At 60.1% G+C, this 14,586-nt stretch carries 13 protein-coding genes and 1 pseudogene; 10 read left to right on the forward strand and 4 right to left on the reverse strand.

The features are described 5' to 3' along the window. Window positions 1–211: 211 nt before the first annotated feature. From ASD00_RS26540 to ASD00_RS26550, 3 genes are read right to left on the reverse strand one after another with little or no spacing between them, the layout of a single operon-like run. Window positions 212–1,267, reverse strand: coding sequence for a LacI family DNA-binding transcriptional regulator (locus ASD00_RS26540; protein ID WP_225968559.1), 1,056 nt, complete (start codon window positions 1,265–1,267; stop codon window positions 212–214). Beyond that, on the reverse strand, window positions 1,264–1,488 hold the full coding sequence (locus ASD00_RS26545; protein WP_057210132.1) for a tautomerase family protein: 225 nt from the start codon (window positions 1,486–1,488) through the stop codon (window positions 1,264–1,266). The genes ASD00_RS26540 and ASD00_RS26545 overlap by 4 nt, the downstream gene beginning before the upstream one ends. 15 nt (window positions 1,489–1,503) lie before the next feature. Next, window positions 1,504–2,415, reverse strand: a complete 912-nt coding sequence (locus tag ASD00_RS26550) for an SMP-30/gluconolactonase/LRE family protein (RefSeq protein ID WP_057210133.1) — start codon at window positions 2,413–2,415, stop codon at window positions 1,504–1,506. A 348-nt stretch (window positions 2,416–2,763) separates the two neighbouring features. On the opposite strand from ASD00_RS26550, the gene ASD00_RS26555 reads away from it, so the two are divergent. The 5 genes and pseudogenes from ASD00_RS26555 to ASD00_RS41960 form a co-directional block, all read left to right on the forward strand. Next, window positions 2,764–3,888 carry a sugar ABC transporter substrate-binding protein gene (locus ASD00_RS26555; protein WP_057210211.1) on the forward strand — a complete coding sequence of 375 codons (1,125 nt, stop codon included), beginning with the start codon at window positions 2,764–2,766 and terminating at the stop codon, window positions 3,886–3,888. A 73-nt stretch (window positions 3,889–3,961) separates the two neighbouring features. After that, a complete protein-coding gene (locus tag ASD00_RS26560; protein ID WP_057210134.1) occupies window positions 3,962–5,503 on the forward strand; it encodes a sugar ABC transporter ATP-binding protein in 1,542 nt (513 codons plus the stop codon). After that, the gene (locus ASD00_RS26565) at window positions 5,500–6,480 is read left to right on the forward strand and encodes an ABC transporter permease (RefSeq protein ID WP_025430850.1); all 981 of its coding nucleotides are present in this window, start codon (window positions 5,500–5,502) and stop codon (window positions 6,478–6,480) included. The genes ASD00_RS26560 and ASD00_RS26565 overlap by 4 nt, the downstream gene beginning before the upstream one ends. Continuing rightward, the gene (locus tag ASD00_RS26570; RefSeq protein ID WP_057210135.1) at window positions 6,477–7,463 is read left to right on the forward strand and encodes an ABC transporter permease; all 987 of its coding nucleotides are present in this window, start codon (window positions 6,477–6,479) and stop codon (window positions 7,461–7,463) included. Before ASD00_RS26565 ends, ASD00_RS26570 begins: the two co-directional genes overlap by 4 nt. 315 nt (window positions 7,464–7,778) lie before the next feature. Next, window positions 7,779–7,971 (forward strand): annotated as a pseudogene (locus ASD00_RS41960) (hypothetical protein); the annotation flags it as partial. 42 nt (window positions 7,972–8,013) lie between these two features. Here the strand turns inward: ASD00_RS41960 and ASD00_RS26580 are convergent. Next, window positions 8,014–8,901 (reverse strand): LysR substrate-binding domain-containing protein, encoded by an 888-nt coding sequence (locus ASD00_RS26580; protein ID WP_057210137.1) that lies wholly within the window; start codon window positions 8,899–8,901, stop codon window positions 8,014–8,016. Window positions 8,902–9,012: 111 nt separating this feature from the next. On the opposite strand from ASD00_RS26580, the gene ASD00_RS26585 reads away from it, so the two are divergent. Genes ASD00_RS26585 through ASD00_RS26605 form a run of 5 tightly spaced genes read left to right on the forward strand, consistent with a single transcriptional unit; the run spans window position 9,013 to window position 14,286 of the window. After that, on the forward strand, window positions 9,013–10,209 hold the full coding sequence (locus tag ASD00_RS26585) for a PLP-dependent aspartate aminotransferase family protein (protein ID WP_057210212.1): 1,197 nt from the start codon (window positions 9,013–9,015) through the stop codon (window positions 10,207–10,209). A 45-nt stretch (window positions 10,210–10,254) separates the two neighbouring features. Next, on the forward strand, window positions 10,255–11,280 hold the full coding sequence (locus ASD00_RS26590; protein WP_057210138.1) for an amino acid ABC transporter substrate-binding protein: 1,026 nt from the start codon (window positions 10,255–10,257) through the stop codon (window positions 11,278–11,280). 14 nt (window positions 11,281–11,294) lie between these two features. Continuing rightward, complete coding sequence (locus tag ASD00_RS26595) at window positions 11,295–12,419, forward strand: ABC transporter permease subunit (protein WP_057210139.1); 1,125 nt, start codon at window positions 11,295–11,297, stop codon at window positions 12,417–12,419. After that, window positions 12,416–13,525, forward strand: coding sequence for an amino acid ABC transporter permease (locus ASD00_RS26600; RefSeq protein WP_057210140.1), 1,110 nt, complete (start codon window positions 12,416–12,418; stop codon window positions 13,523–13,525). Before ASD00_RS26595 ends, ASD00_RS26600 begins: the two co-directional genes overlap by 4 nt. Beyond that, window positions 13,525–14,286 carry an amino acid ABC transporter ATP-binding protein gene (locus ASD00_RS26605; protein WP_057210141.1) on the forward strand — a complete coding sequence of 254 codons (762 nt, stop codon included), beginning with the start codon at window positions 13,525–13,527 and terminating at the stop codon, window positions 14,284–14,286. The genes ASD00_RS26600 and ASD00_RS26605 overlap by 1 nt, the downstream gene beginning before the upstream one ends. Window positions 14,287–14,586: the final 300 nt, after the last annotated feature.

Raw genomic sequence — 14,586 nt, forward strand, 5'->3', positions numbered from 1 at the left:
CGCTAAGCGTGGGGCTCGGCTCCGGCCTATCCAGAGCAACCCCCGAATTCAGCTTACCGCGGGGGCGGCCACCTTCACCCCACGAACATACGGTCTAGTGGCAGCGAGAGGTCTCCGCGCAGCCGATGTTGCCGCTATGGAGAACCTAACCGAAGTGCATCATGTATCATCTGGATTGTGCGCTGCGGCCGATCCTTGAGAATGTGCCGTTTCATCGCGCCGTACTTTCGCGAACCTGAAGCTCGAAGCCCAAGTCGACGATCGGCGATTCAATTGGCCGGCCGGCAAGTCGATCCAGCACCATCTGCACCGAGCGCCGGCCGATTTCATAGCGCGGCGTGCGTACGCTGGTGAGCGACGGATAGGCGACGTGCATCATGTCGAGATCGTTGAAGCCGCAGATTGCCATGCTGTGCGGCACGGCGATACCCGCCCGCTGGCATTCGAACAGCACGCCCATGGCAAGGTCATCATTGTTGCAGAAGACCGCATCAAGATCGGCGACCTTGGCAAGCGCATCGGCCAGGAGCGGCGCACCGAGCGATACGCGTGAAGGCGTCAGCGTGGTGGTTACCAGCTTGGGATCAAAGAGCTGAGCGGTCTCCAGAGCCGAGCGGTAACCGGCGAGGCGACGCTGCGAGCGAGGATCCATTCGCGCGCCGATGAAGCCTATACGGCGATATCCAGCCTCGATCAGATGGTTGGTCGCCGCCTTACCGCCATCGAAGTGGGAGAACCCGACCAGCATATCGACCGGATCGTCGCCATACTCCATGATCTGCACGATAGGGCAATCCGCGCTCTCGAGCAGTTTGCGGGTCGTTTCGGTCTGGTCGATGCCGGACACGATCAGCGCCGATGGCCGCTGGCTCAAAAACATCCGCATCAGCCGTTCCTCTTCCCGGGGCGAATAGTGGGTATTGCCCATCTGTATCTGCAACGGACCGTCGCCGAGCTCGTCATAGATGCCTCTCACCGTGTCGGCGAAGACGATGTTTGTCAGTGACGGCACGAGAACACCGATCACATCGGCTCGGGAGGAGGCGAGCGCGCGCGCATTGGGGTCGGGCGCATAGCCGAGCTGGACCACCGCCGTATCGATCTCCGCGCGCAGTTCGGCCGAAACCAGCGACGGATCGCGTAGCGCGCGCGACACGGTAATCGCGGCAACCCCTGCCAGCTTTGCGACGTCGGCTATGGTTGGCCTCCCACTGCCGCGTCGGCTTGCCTTCCGGCTCTGGTCTTTGGAAGTGATGTCGTCCTTCACGTCGGCTCCTGCTGGCTGCGTGAGCGCAGGGTCCCGACATCGATGCGGCCGACATACCAGTTCCCTGCGTCCACCTCATCGAAGACGACGGAGATTTCGCGCTCGGATAATCCGGTTGCCTCGGCAATCGCGGCAGTGACCTGGCTGCTGATTGCCGCCTTCTTGGCCGCAGGATCGTCGGCGAGGGTCTCGCCCACGATGGTGATCCGCACGAACGGCATGGCTGGCCTCCTGCCTCAGTCGAGTCTTGCGCCGTTGACCATCAGCCGAACGGCATAAAGCGAGCTGGTGGCGCAGATGTAGAGGATGTTTCGCTTAGGCCCGCCGAACACGCAATTGGCGGTGTTTTCCGGCACTCTCACCTTGCCGAGCAAGGTGCCGTCCGGGTGGTAGCAATGGATGCCGTCGCGGGCGCTTGTCCAGATCCGCCCTTCGTCGTCCAGGCGGAACCCGTCAAAGAGGCCTACGGTGCAATCGGCAAAGACCCGCCCGCCCGATATCGCGCCCGGCTCGTTCACATCGAAGACGCGCATATGCGCAGGAAGGTCGGGCCCATGCGTCCGGCCGGTGTCGACGACGTAGAGCTCTTTTTCGTCAAGCGAAAAGGCGAGGCCATTCGGCCGCACCATGTCGGTAATGACGGCCGCAACCGCGCCCGTCGCCGGGTCGACACGATAGACGTGGCAGGCGCCGATTTCACTTTCGGCCTTGTGGCCCTCGTAATCGGACTCGATGCCGTAGGCGGGATCGGTGAACCAGATCGACCCGTCTGATCGCACGACGACGTCGTTCGGCGAGTTGAGCCGCTTGCCGTTCCAGCGATCGGCGACGGTGGTGATGCTCCCGTCATGTTCGGTGCGGCTGACACGGCGGCCACCGTGCTCACAGGTCACCAGACGGCCATGCCGGTCGGTGGTATTGCCGTTCGCGAAGTTCGACGGTTGGCGAAAGATGCTCACATGCCCGTCGGTTTCGTCATAACGCAGCATCCGGTCATTGGGGATATCCGACCACACCAGATAGCGCCCGGCGGCGAAATAGGCCGGCCCTTCGGCCCAGCGACACCCCGTGTAGAGCTGTTCCACTCGGGCGCTGTGGTTGACCAGGCTGGCAAAGCGCTGGTCTACGATCTCGAAATCCTCGGCCATGGGTACCCTCATGCGGCAACGATCGCACTCTGACCGCTGCATGATAGCGCTAACATCACGGAAGTGAATAGCCTTCCTCGATCGGTGTCGACCGTCGCCGAAATTCAACTGAAAATTGGGAAGTTCGGTTCTCGGTAATCCGCAAATGTTACTTTACAATTTTTTGTGGTAGCGCTACCTAATTAAGAGACAGCGGTGTTTTCGGGAGGAGACCAGAGCGCCTCGTCAATGGTTGAAAGCAGGCATCCAGCGTGCCGGTGCCAGAGAAGTTCGTGCCGTTCCGGGGGAAGGAGTTCCCTCTCGAACCGGAGAACAAAATCAGCGGCGCGCCAATGGGAGGAAATGTCGATGGTGAAGTCACTCGCTGGCGGCATCGTTGCTGCCACTGCCTTTTTCATGTTGGGATCGGCCGCCTACGCAGAGCCGGAAGTGGTTTCAGGGCCCGCGGCGGAGCCGGAATGTTTCGCGCCCTGGTCGGCAGACACCAAATTCTTCAAGTTTCCGAAAAAGGACGGCCCATACCGCATCGCTCTTGCGAACGGCTACATTGCCAACACCTGGCGTATCCAGATGGTGCAGACAGCCAAGGCCTATGCCGCTCAGCCCGACGTCGCGGCCAAGCTGAAGGAGTTCAAGGTCGTATCGACGGGTGAGGACGTGCCCGCCCAAATCTCGGCGATCAACAACTTCATCGATTCCGGCTATGACGCCATCGTCGTCAACGCCCAGAACCCGACGGCATTCGCGCCCGTCATCAAGCGGGCGAAGGAAGCCGGCGTGGTGCTGGTTGCCTTCGATAACATCCTCGACACCGAGGACGCGATTAACGTGAACGTCGACCAGAAGGGGCTCGGCGGACTGTGGGGCGAATGGCTCGTCAAACATCTGCCGAATGGCGGCAAGGTACTCGAGGTGCGCGGTGTGGCCGGAACTTCGGTCGACACCGACCGTCACGATGGGATCCATGAGAAACTCCAGGCATCGGGCAAGAAATTCGAAGTCGTCGAGGTCATGGGAAAGTGGGATGACGCGGTGGCCCAGAAGGTGACGGCGGATGCGATCGCCACCAGCGGTCCCTTTGACGGCATTACCGGTCAGGGTGGCGATACCGGCATCGTCCAGGCGATGATCGACGCCAAACATCCGTTCGTGCCGTTTGGCGGCGAAACCGAAAACGGGTTTCGCAAGTTCTGCGCAGCACATGCCGCCGACGGCCTGAAATGCTCGTCGGCTGGAACCGGACCTGCACAGGTGGCCGTTGCCATCAAGACGGCGATCGCCGCGCTCGAGGGACAGGTGGTGCCGCAGTCGGTCAAGTTGCCGTTGGCCATTGTCGAAGATCCGAATTTCAAGGAGGGCCAAGATTACTTCCAGTCCGAATCCGACAATTTCTTCGTCGGTAATTCCTTCCCTACCTGCGGGATTAATTTCTCCGCCCAGGAGATCATGAAGCAGAGCAAGGAAAACAAGTAGGTCGATCAGGAACGGGCACCGCACAGCTAGCCGTGCGGTGCCCGTCGTCCGTAACGGTTTCCCGGAGAGCGCAATGGAAAATGGCGGACCGCTCTTTTGCATGGAGGGGATATCGAAGCGCTATGGTGGGGTTCGCGCGCTTGAAAATGCCGCGCTGTCGGTCAGGGCAGGGGCCATCCACGCCGTACTCGGCGAGAACGGCGCCGGAAAGTCGACGCTCATCAAGATCATGGCCGGCGTCGTGGCTGCGGACGAGGGCCAGATGACGCTCGATGGACAGCCGGTGAAATTCGCTTCGCCGGCTGCCGCCAACGCCGCCGGGATCGTCTGCGTTTTCCAGGAGTTGTCGTTGATCCCAGAACTCAGCGTTGCCGACAATATCGTCATTTCCAATCCGCCGACGCGGTTCGGCATGATCGACCGCAAGGCCCAGAGGCGCCTGGCAGAGGAGGCGCTGGCGCGCGCCGGTGCCGTCGACATCCATCCTCTGGCTCTGGTCAAGGATCTGCCGCTGTCGCGCAAGCAGATCGTCGAGATTGCCAAGGCGCTAGCCCGCAAGCCGCGCATCCTCATCCTCGACGAGGCGACATCGGCGCTGACTGCGGCCGACGTTTCGAAGGTTTTTGCAGTGCTGAAGCGATTGCGTGCGGAAGGGCTGGCGCTTATCTACATCTCGCATCGAATGAACGAGATTGCGGAACTTGCGGACGACTGCACGGTGTTTCGCAACGGCAGCAAGGTCGCGAGCTACGCGGCGGGCTCCAAGAGTGACGGCGAAGTCATCGAGATGATGATCGGCCGTGAGTATCACAGCGTCTACCCTCCTAAACCGGGCCGGCTTGCACAAACTGCGCCAGTGCTTGAAACACGAAATCTGTCCTGGGCGGACCGGCTCCACGACATCTCGTTTTCGCTCCGCTCGGGCGAAATCGTCGGTCTTGGCGGGTTGGACGGGCAGGGGCAGCGTGATCTCCTTCTAGCGCTGTTCGGGGTCCTGCGCGGGCCGCGCGGCACGGTCCTCGTCGACGGCAGCCCGATCAGCATCAGCAGCCCCGCGCAGGCGCGCCGGCACGGTATCGGCATGGCGCTCATCCCGGAGGACCGTAAGACCGAGGGGCTGATGCTGCCGATGACGGTGCGCGACAATCTCTCGCTTGCGTCGCTCGACCGGCTGACGCGCGGCGGGATCATCGACAGCGCGAAAGAGGAGAACGCCATCAATCAGATGATGACGCTGCTCGCCATCAAGGCGGGGAATATTGATGCGCCCGTTGGAGCACTTTCGGGCGGCAACCAGCAGAAGGTCGTCATCGCGAAATGGCTGATGCGGCAGCCACGCATCGTCCTCCTCAACGATCCGACACGCGGCATCGACGTTGGAACCAAGCAGGAGATCTATCTGCTCTTGCGGCGCCTTGCTGACGCGGGCGCGGGCATCCTGTTCTATTCGACCGACTATGCCGAGCTCATCGGCTGCTGCGACCGGGTCCTCGTGCTTTATGACGGGGCGGTGAAGCGGGAACTGGTGGGAGCTGAGATAACGGAGCGCGCCCTAATCGCGAGCGCGCTTAACATCGCGTCCGCGGAACCATTCCATCAGGAGCCCGCGCAATGAACGACTGGCAGTATCGACTGGCCGAGCATCGGGGCACGCTGACTGCGGTTGCGATCTTCGTGGTGATGTTCATCATCTACACAGCGAACCATCCGGCTGGTTTCACAGCCAACGTTATTCAGACGGCTGCCAACAAGGGGGTGCTGCTCGCCTTTGTCGCGATGGCCCAAACCATGGTGGTGATAACCGCGGGCATTGACCTCTCCGTGGGCATGATCTTCCTTCTCACCAACTGCCTGGCCTCATGGTTGGTTGTGGGCTCGCCGCTCGAAACGACCTTCGGCGTCGTTATCGTCCTGGCCGTCGGGGCTGTGTGCGGCGCGATCAATGGAGCCATCGTCATATATGGGCGGCTGCAGCCGATCGTGGCGACGATTGCGACGGGGGCGATCTATTTCGGTGTCGCCCTGTTGCTACGACCTTTTCCGGGAGGTTCCGTTAACGAGGGTCTGGCGGACGCCCTGACGGGACGGATATTCGGAGTCGTCCCGGCGAGCCTCGCGGCACTCGCGGCGGTGGTTGTGCTGATATGGGTGCCCTTCAGCCGGTCGGTCTATGGCCGGGCCGCCTATGCTGTCGGTTCATCCGAAACGGCGGCCTACATGTCTGGCATGCCGATCCGGCGCGGCAAGCTGCTTGCCTATACGCTTTCGGGCCTGGTGGCCGCCCTCGGCGGGCTGTTTCTCACTTTTTTCACGTATACCGGTGACGCGGCTTTCGCCAGCGGTAACGCCTACACGCTGTTCTCGATTGCCGCAGTGGTGCTGGGGGGCGTTTCGCTGTTCGGCGGCAAGGGCAGCGCCATCGGTGCCGTCTTTGGTGCGCTGGCGTTCCGCACGATCGGCGACCTTTTGTTCGTTTTCGATCTCGACCCGCTCTGGCAACCGCTTTTCCAGGGACTGATCCTGCTTGCGGCCATCAGCCTCGGCGCTCTGGCCCTTTTCCGGGTGCGCAATAGATTGGAGTGGTTCCTGTGAGCGAGACGGCGATGACGCACGTAAACGGACGCAAGCCGAACTTCCTGCGCAAACTCGATCCGGCGGTGGTCACCGCGTTCGGCTGCATCCTGCTGCTGCTTGTCCTTGGCAGCTTCTATTCGCGCAGTTTCCTGTCACCGGAGTATCTGCTGCAGCAATTGAAGGTGGCATCCTTCCTCGGCATCATCGCCACCGGCATGATGCTTGTCATCCTGCTCGGGCAGATCGACCTTTCCGTACCGTGGACCGTTGCAACGGGCGCCATGATGGCCTGCGCGGCTGCCGCCTACGGTCCGGTCGGCACTGCTCTTGCCATCCCTTTCGGAATCCTTTGCGGGATCGGCATCGGGCTCGTCAACGGCGTCGGGGTGGCATATCTGCGCATACCCTCGATGATCGTGACGCTGGCGACGAATGCCGTCGCTCAAGGGGTGATGGTGGTCTACACAGGCGGGTTCTCGCCGCAGGATTCCGCCACCGCGGCCATGCGCTATCTCTCCACCGGCGCCTTGATCCCCGGCATCCCGAATGTCGTCTTCATCTGGGGGCTGGTCGGCACGGCGATGGTCTTCCTGCTGCGCCGGACGAGCTTCGGGCGGGCCGTCTACGGCATAGGCAATCGCGAACGGGCGGCCTATCTTTCAGGGATCAATACCCGCCGCATCGTGATGATCGCCTTCGCCGCCTCGGGCGGGCTCTCGGCCTTCGGCGGCGTCCTGCTGGCAGGCTATGCTTCCAAGGCCTCGCAATCGATGGGCGATGCCTATCTGCTTCCTGCCATAGCGGCTGTTGTTCTTGGCGGAACCTCGATCCTGGGCGGCCGGGGATCCTATCTCGGCACTGTCGCCGGCGTAATCCTCATCACACTCCTGCAGTCAATCCTCTCCGTCACGCAGATGCCAGAGGCCGGGCGCCAGATCATCTACGGCGTGATGATCATACTCATGCTTCTGCTCTATGGTCGTGCGCCAGCCAGCCGTTAAGCTTGCTGAGAACAGAGGAAGCGCCACACGCATCCATCTGGCTTCTCGCCAGGACGGCAGTCGATCCGGCAATGGGCTCGAAAGGCCAACCCGCGGGTTGGATGATACATGGGCCGTCAAGGCCTATCGCCAGTCCTCACCTCGCTCTAGTTCGGATCGTACGGACCTGCCGTCCGCCAGGCCGCGGCAGAAAAGTCACGGAAGGATCTACCCTCGGCGATCTGTCCTCGTGGGTCGTGCCGCAAACGATTGACACGCGCGACGACGGGTATCCGTTGGAAGAGCAACTGTGAAGGCCGCAGAAGGATGGAGGCGCTGTCGCTGGTCTCGGCCGGTCTTGGCATCGGCTGTGCGCCGGACGCTGGATCTACCCAACCGCAATTTGGACCTCAGGAAGGTGAGCGGTGTCGACTTCCGCATCGGGCCTGGGGTCGCCGGGAGCAAGGATGATCCGACAGCCGCTCGCGACGACATCCTCGATATCGCCCGGTCGTTGGTCAGGTCGGGTGAGGGATTGGTTCTGGTTCCTGACACTCTGCAGACAGCACATTCAATCCTGAAACACCGAGTGGCGCATGACTTCCTCTACGAAATCGGAAACGATACGAGAGGGTTGCCGATTGGGTGGCAAGAGTAGCAACGTCCTGAAATAGACCGCAGGCTCGAAGGGACGCAAGGAAAGGCCGCGACCCACATAGGGCTCGGCGGTCATGGGATTGACCATTCCAATTCCCATCCCAGCCTGGACCATTGCGCAGATCGTGGTCGAGTAGGGCGTCTCAAGAACCATCTTCGGCTTGATGTTTTCGTTGAAGAAAATTGTCTCTGCCGATCGCCGTGTCGTGTCTTCTGGCGACAGCGCTATGAACGCTTCGCCATCGATATCTTGGGGTCGAATGACGTCGGCTGACTCCAGCCGATGCCCTGAAGGCACGGCGATCGATACCCGATAGCGCGCAAAGGGGCGTACGTCGACGCCTGCAATATCGATCTCATCTGCCGCAAGCCCGACATCGAACTGACCGCTCGCAACGAGGTCTTTCACCACGGAAGACATCTGTGCCTGGAACGTAATTGCGACGTTCGGGTGTTTTTTTTGGAAACCGCTCAACGCGCGTGGCAGCACGTTGGTGCTCAGAGCCGAAAGGCTGGCCACCCGGATTTCACCGGATCCGAAATCGCGGATACGGGCCGCTGCACTCTTGAGGTGGACCAGGCCTGAGAACGAGCCTTCCACCTCTCGGAAGAACATCTGTCCTTCGGAGGTGGGAAACATCCTGCCTTTCTCCCGGCGAAAAAGAGCAAAACCTATATCGCGCTCGAGCTCCTGGATCGCCTTGCTGACCGCAGGCTGCGAGATGCGAAGCACTTCGGCTGCGCGTGACGCGGTGCCGTTGGTCATCACTGCGTAAAAGACCTCGATCTGTCGGATGTTCATCGTACGCAACCTTATAACCAGGAAGAATAAGGTATCACCGTATTGATATTGGACGGAATGGGAATGCCCATGTTTAATCCGATCAAAGAAATCTCTCGGGAAGAAGGCAAGATGAAAGATCTCACCCAGTGCGTGATCACGCCGGACGTTGATATGGACGGTTTTGAAACGCTTGGCGCGGCGACCTATCGCGGCTCCACGATCGTGTTCAAGAACGCTGAAGCCTACAGGACGCGCGGCGAGCGGGGGCATCAGGGCTACACCTATGGTCTGTATGGCACACCCACGACGCGGACCCTGGAAGCAAAACTGACGGCGCTCGAGATGGGCGTGCGAACGTTCCTGGTCCCATCCGGGCAAGCTTCGAACTCGGTCGCCATGCTGTCGTTCTTGAGTACTGGCGATAGGATCCTGATTGCCGACAACTCTTATCCTCCGGTTCGCGACTTCGCCAACCGCGACCTCGCACGCTTCGGAATTGAGGTCGCCTACTATGATCCGGTGGCGATCGACGATCTCGAGCGGCAAATCGATGGCCGCACCAAGATTGTCTGGTGCGAGTCCCCTGGCTCCACGACGATGGAAATCCAGGACCTTCCGAGGATCGCGCAAATTGCCCATCGCCATGGCGCACTCGTCGGCTGCGACAATACCTGGGCAACGCCGCTCAACTACAAACCCCTCACGCTCGGCGCCGACATCGTCACCGAGGCCCTAACCAAATACGTCTCTGGCCACTCCGATGTGTTGATGGGCTCGATTACGGTGCGCGCAGAGGAGCACATCGTTCCCCTTCGCGCGACTCTCGGTCGCCTCGGCATCGGTGTTTCGCCCGATGATGCAACGCTTGTACTGCGAGGAATGGAAACACTTGGGGTGCGCCTCAGGCATGCCGCGGAAGGAGCTGCCGAGATCATTGCCCTGATTCAGCATCATCCCTTGGTCGAACAGGTACTTTACCCCTCGCTGCTGGATTTTCCGGGGCATGACATCTGGAAGCGTGACTTCCTCGGCGTGAGCGGGGTCTTCAGCGTGGTGCTGAAGCCTGAAGCGAGCAAACACGCTGCTGCGGCCCTCGACGTCCTGCGCACCTTTGCCATTGGTGCGTCATGGGGAGGAACGCGCAGCCTCATCGCACCCATGCCGGTCAAACAGAATCGTAGTGCCAGCCAATGGCATGGGGAGGATCTGGTTCTGAGGGTCAGCATCGGCTTGGAAGATCTGGATGACCTCAAAGCCGACATCGAAGCATTCCTCGCCGACATCGCCGAACGATCTGCGCCAGCGAAGGTCTCCAAGGCGAGCTGAAGACGTCTTCCAAAATTCTCACAACCAAAAAAATGGGGAACCAAAATGATACTGAAACTAATGAGCATGACCGCGATCTTCGTCTCTAGTCTAATCGTCGGGTCACCTTCGGCGTCCGCGCAAACGACACTTGCCAGCGTCAAGGCGCGCGGCTTTCTGAAATGCGCCGCGAGCCAAGGTACCGTTGGCTTCGGAGCTCCCGATGAAAAGGGTTATTGGCGCGGCCTTGACGTTGACACCTGCAGAGCGGTGGCGGTCGCAGTCTTCAACGACAAGGACAAGGTGGAGTTCGTGCCCCTGAGTGGCCAGCAACGGGTGCCTGCTCTGCAAACCGGCGAAATCGACATCCTTCCGCGGACGTTCACCTGGACTCTGCGCCGCGATGCGAATGGACTCAACTTCACGACTCCGAACTACTATGAGTTCACCGGCTTCATGATGCCGAAGTCGCTCGGGGTGACGAAAGTCGAGGAGATGGAGGGCGCCTCGGTGTGCGTCCAGACCGGATCGACGACAGAGGTCGTCGCAAACGACGTCTCGAAAGAGCACAATCTTGGGCTTACGCCGGTCGTGTTCGAAAACAGTTCCGCATTGAGCCAAGCCTTCTTCTCCGGCAGGTGTGACGCGCTTATTACCGATGCCGCAGCGCTCGCATCGATCAGAGCCACAAAGGCCGAAAATGCCGACGACTATGTAATCTTTCCCGCTACCAAGTTCATGGACGCGCTCACGCCGGCGGTTCGTCACGGCGACGACCAGTGGCTCGACATTGTCAATTGGTCGATCCAGGCCCTGATCACCGGTGAACAGCTTGGGATCACGCAGAAAAATGTCGCTGAGATGGAAAAGTCGGAAGATCCGCGCGTCAAACGCTTCCTCGGGGTCGAGCCCGGAAATGGCGCCGCAATCGGTCTCGACGAAAAGTTCGCCGGCAACATCATCGCGAAGCTGGGCAACTACGGGGAGATGTTCGATCGCAACCTCGGCAAGGACAGTCCGCTGAAGCTGGATCGCGGTGCCAACCGGCTCTTTAGCGATGGCGGGTTGATGTTCCCGTTGGCGTTCCAGTAACCTTGGAGGCTGGCATGTTCTCGACACTGTTGGACAATCGCCATGCTCGGAGCACCGCTCTCCAGGTCCTGTTGCTCGTGGGCTTTGCCAGTCTTCTTTACTGGCTGTGGTCGAATACCGCGAGCAACCTGGCTGAACGCGGCATTCGCGTAGGATTCGATTACCTGCATCGGCAGGCGAACTTCCCCATCTCGGAAGGCATTCTGCCCTACGATCCATCCGACACCTTCGGCTGGGCCTACCTCGTGGGCCTGGCAAACACAGCCGCTATCGCGGTCCTTGCCATCGTCGCCTCGACCATTTTTGGTCTCTTAATTGCCCTGGTTCGCCTGGCCAACAATCCGATCTCCTCCAAAATGGCCGTCGTTTTTGTCGGTGGTGTGCGCAACATGCCGCTGATCGTTCAACTGCTGTTCTGGTACGCACTCGCGACCACGCTTCTCCCGTCCCCGAGACTTGCGTTTAATCCAATCTCGGGCATCTACCTGTCGCTGCGCGGACTTTACCTCCCGTCGCTTTCTCTCGGACGGCACGGCGTCGCTTTGGTCCTCGCCTTCGCGGCAATCACGATGGTTCTCTGGTGTTTGATGAGGGGCCGTTCCCCGCTCGAGAGAAGAATCTCACTTGGCGGCGTTCTCGTGGCAGCGATCATATTCGGGACAATCGCCATAGAGCCCTCGGTCAGCTTTCCGGAACTCAAGGGTTTCAATTTCGTCGGCGGTATGCGGCTCTCGCCGGAATTTGCGGCGCTGATGGTCGGCCTCGTCATTTACACATCAGTCTTCATCAGCGAGGTAATCCGCGGTGGGATTGAGGCTGTCTCCCGCGGTCAATGGGAGGCCGGCCGAGCCTTGGGTTTGTCAGAGCGGCAGACGGTGTTCCGGATCATCATTCCCCAGGCGCTCCGCATCATCATCCCCCCGATGACCTCTCAGTACCTCTCGACCGTAAAAAACACGACGCTGGCACTAGCCGTCGGGTATCCGGAACTCGGCCTCGTGGTGGGGACCGTGATCAATCAGACGGGCCAGGCCATCGAAAGCATCGCCATCCTGTTGGCAGTCTTCCTCACGATCAGCATCGCGGTATCGCTGTTCATGAATTGGTACAACTCACATGTAGCATTGGTGACCCGATGACGAGCCTTGCGACAATGAACTACGCCATGGCCGCGACCGAGCTGATGGCGCCGCAGAAAGCACCGCCTGCCAAGCGCATGCCGATCCTGAAGCTTCTGTTTGGTGACATGATGAGCGCCCTCCTTTCACTCGGCGCGGTCGGGGTGATCGTTTCGCTGCTTCCGGCCTTCCGATGGGCCGTGACCGATGCCATCTGGGCGACCGATGATCCTTCCGTTTGCAGGTCGGGCGGAGCCTGCTGGGCGTTCATTGGCGCGAAACTTCGCTTCATCATGTTCGGTCTTTATCCACCCGATCAACAGTGGCGACCTGTCGTGGTGATGTCACTCATCCTTCTCATGATCCTCGTCTCGCTTACTCCTGCGCTCTGGGGAAGAAAGCTCGCACTGGCCTGGACAGGCGCCGTCTGTGCGATGCTGGCTCTCATGTGGGGTGGCTTTGCAGGGCTTCCGCACGTCTCCACCGCCAATTGGGGCGGGCTGCCGGTCACGCTTCTTCTTGCACTGCTGTCTCTCGGGCTTGGCTTTCCCTTTGCGATCTTCCTGGCATTGGGGCGCCGATCGACGCTGGCGATCCCGCGCCTTCTTTCGATTGGCCTGATAGAAACGGTACGCGGACTTCCGTTAGTCGGTCTCCTGTTCGTCGCTTCGATCCTGCTGCCTCTGCTACTACCTCCGGGCTTCGACATCGACAAGCTTGGCCGGACGCTCGCTGCCCTTACGATATTCTCCGCCGCCTATCTTGCGGAGGTCATCCGGGGAGGACTGCAGGCAATCCCGCCTGGGCAGAAAGAAGCCGCCAAGGCGCTTGGGATCCCGCATTGGAAGGCGATCCAGCACATAGTCCTGCCGCAGGCGATCCAAAAGGTCATCCCGCCGTTGACCAATACCGCCATCGTCATGGTGAAAAACACCAGCCTCGTCATGATTGTCGGTGTGTTCGATATGCTAAGTGCGGGCCGCTCGGCGGCCATGGATCCGGTTTGGCCGGCTCCCTACACTGAGGCCTATCTGTTCGTCGGCCTGATCTACTTCGCGATCTGCGTCGGTATCTCCTATTACGCCCGTTGGCTCGAGATCCGGGTAAAGGCAAAGGATTATCGCTAATGTCTATCCATGAAGAGCGGGACGTCGATCAACCCGCGATCGTCATTCGAAACTTGGACAAGTGGTACGGAAACTACCATGTCCTGCGCAACGTAGACCTCTTTGTCAAGCCGCGCGAACGGATCGTGATCTGCGGTCCATCTGGGTCTGGAAAATCTACTCTTATCCGCTGCGTCAACCATCTTGAGGAGCATCAGCGGGGCGAAATCATCGTCAATGGTACCGCGCTCAACGAGAGTTTGAAGAACATCGACACGATCCGGCGCGATGTCGGAATGGTGTTCCAGCACTTCAACCTGTTTCCGCACTTGTCGGTCCTGGAAAATTGCGCACTCCCGCAGATACTGTCGCGCCGGACGCGCCGCAAGGATGCGGAAGAGCGCGCGATGCAGTTCCTGGAACGCGTGCGGATTCCGGATCAGGCACGTAAATTTCCAGGTCAGCTCTCAGGTGGTCAGCAGCAACGCGTGGCGATCGCCCGCGCACTGTGCATGGCGCCCAAGGTAATGTTGTTCGACGAACCGACATCGGCGCTTGATCCGGAAATGGTCAAGGAGGTGCTCGACACCATGGTGTCTCTCGCCGAAGAAGGCATGACTATGATCGTGGTGACTCACGAAATGGGTTTCGCTCGGCGGGTGGCCAATCGAGTGGTGTTCATGGACCAGGGGATGATTGTCGAAAGCAACGTGCCGGATGCCTTCTTCGATGCGCCGGCAAACGAGAGGACGAGACGCTTTCTCCAGCAGATTGTCCATTAACTTCCACGTCTGCTTACTGAAGCAGAGGCCCTTGTTGCGACGAGCGACGAGGGCAGGCGGGAGACACATAGAACGCGCTCGGCTTCAGACGTGATTTAAGATCGTGCGGCGAATTTCCTCGAAGCTCTTGATCCGCTCCATAGGGAATAAGTCCTTTCAGGCGGGCCCTCCGCATCGCTACGGAGCAGAGATTCCCACCGTTCCGCTCGACCAATATTATGCGGAATGTGTTATCGGCGGCCACTGGGTGGTTTCACGGTCAGTTGAAGTGACTTTCCGCACAAGACCGCGATCCGATTC

Source organism: Ensifer sp. Root31 (assembly GCF_001424825.1).
In the GTDB taxonomy this organism is placed as follows: Bacteria; Pseudomonadota; Alphaproteobacteria; order Rhizobiales; family Rhizobiaceae; genus Ensifer; species Ensifer canadensis.

Bases quoted from the DNA above. Each gene is read 5' to 3' on its own strand.
- ASD00_RS26585 (WP_057210212.1), top strand. From the start codon at position 9,013: ATGAAAGATCTCACCCAGTGCGTGATCACGCCGGACGTTGATATGGAC.
- ASD00_RS26590 (WP_057210138.1), top strand. From the start codon at position 10,255: ATGATACTGAAACTAATGAGCATGACCGCGATCTTCGTCTCTAGTCTA.
- ASD00_RS26565 (WP_025430850.1), top strand. From the start codon at position 5,500: ATGAACGACTGGCAGTATCGACTGGCCGAGCATCGGGGCACGCTGACT.
- ASD00_RS26580 (WP_057210137.1), bottom strand. From the start codon at position 8,901: ATGAACATCCGACAGATCGAGGTCTTTTACGCAGTGATGACCAACGGC.
- ASD00_RS26600 (WP_057210140.1), top strand. From the start codon at position 12,416: ATGACGAGCCTTGCGACAATGAACTACGCCATGGCCGCGACCGAGCTG.
- ASD00_RS26560 (WP_057210134.1), top strand. From the start codon at position 3,962: ATGGAAAATGGCGGACCGCTCTTTTGCATGGAGGGGATATCGAAGCGC.
- ASD00_RS26605 (WP_057210141.1), top strand. From the start codon at position 13,525: ATGTCTATCCATGAAGAGCGGGACGTCGATCAACCCGCGATCGTCATT.
- ASD00_RS26595 (WP_057210139.1), top strand. From the start codon at position 11,295: ATGTTCTCGACACTGTTGGACAATCGCCATGCTCGGAGCACCGCTCTC.
- ASD00_RS26545 (WP_057210132.1), bottom strand. From the start codon at position 1,488: ATGCCGTTCGTGCGGATCACCATCGTGGGCGAGACCCTCGCCGACGAT.
- ASD00_RS26555 (WP_057210211.1), top strand. From the start codon at position 2,764: ATGGTGAAGTCACTCGCTGGCGGCATCGTTGCTGCCACTGCCTTTTTC.
- ASD00_RS26550 (WP_057210133.1), bottom strand. From the start codon at position 2,415: ATGGCCGAGGATTTCGAGATCGTAGACCAGCGCTTTGCCAGCCTGGTC.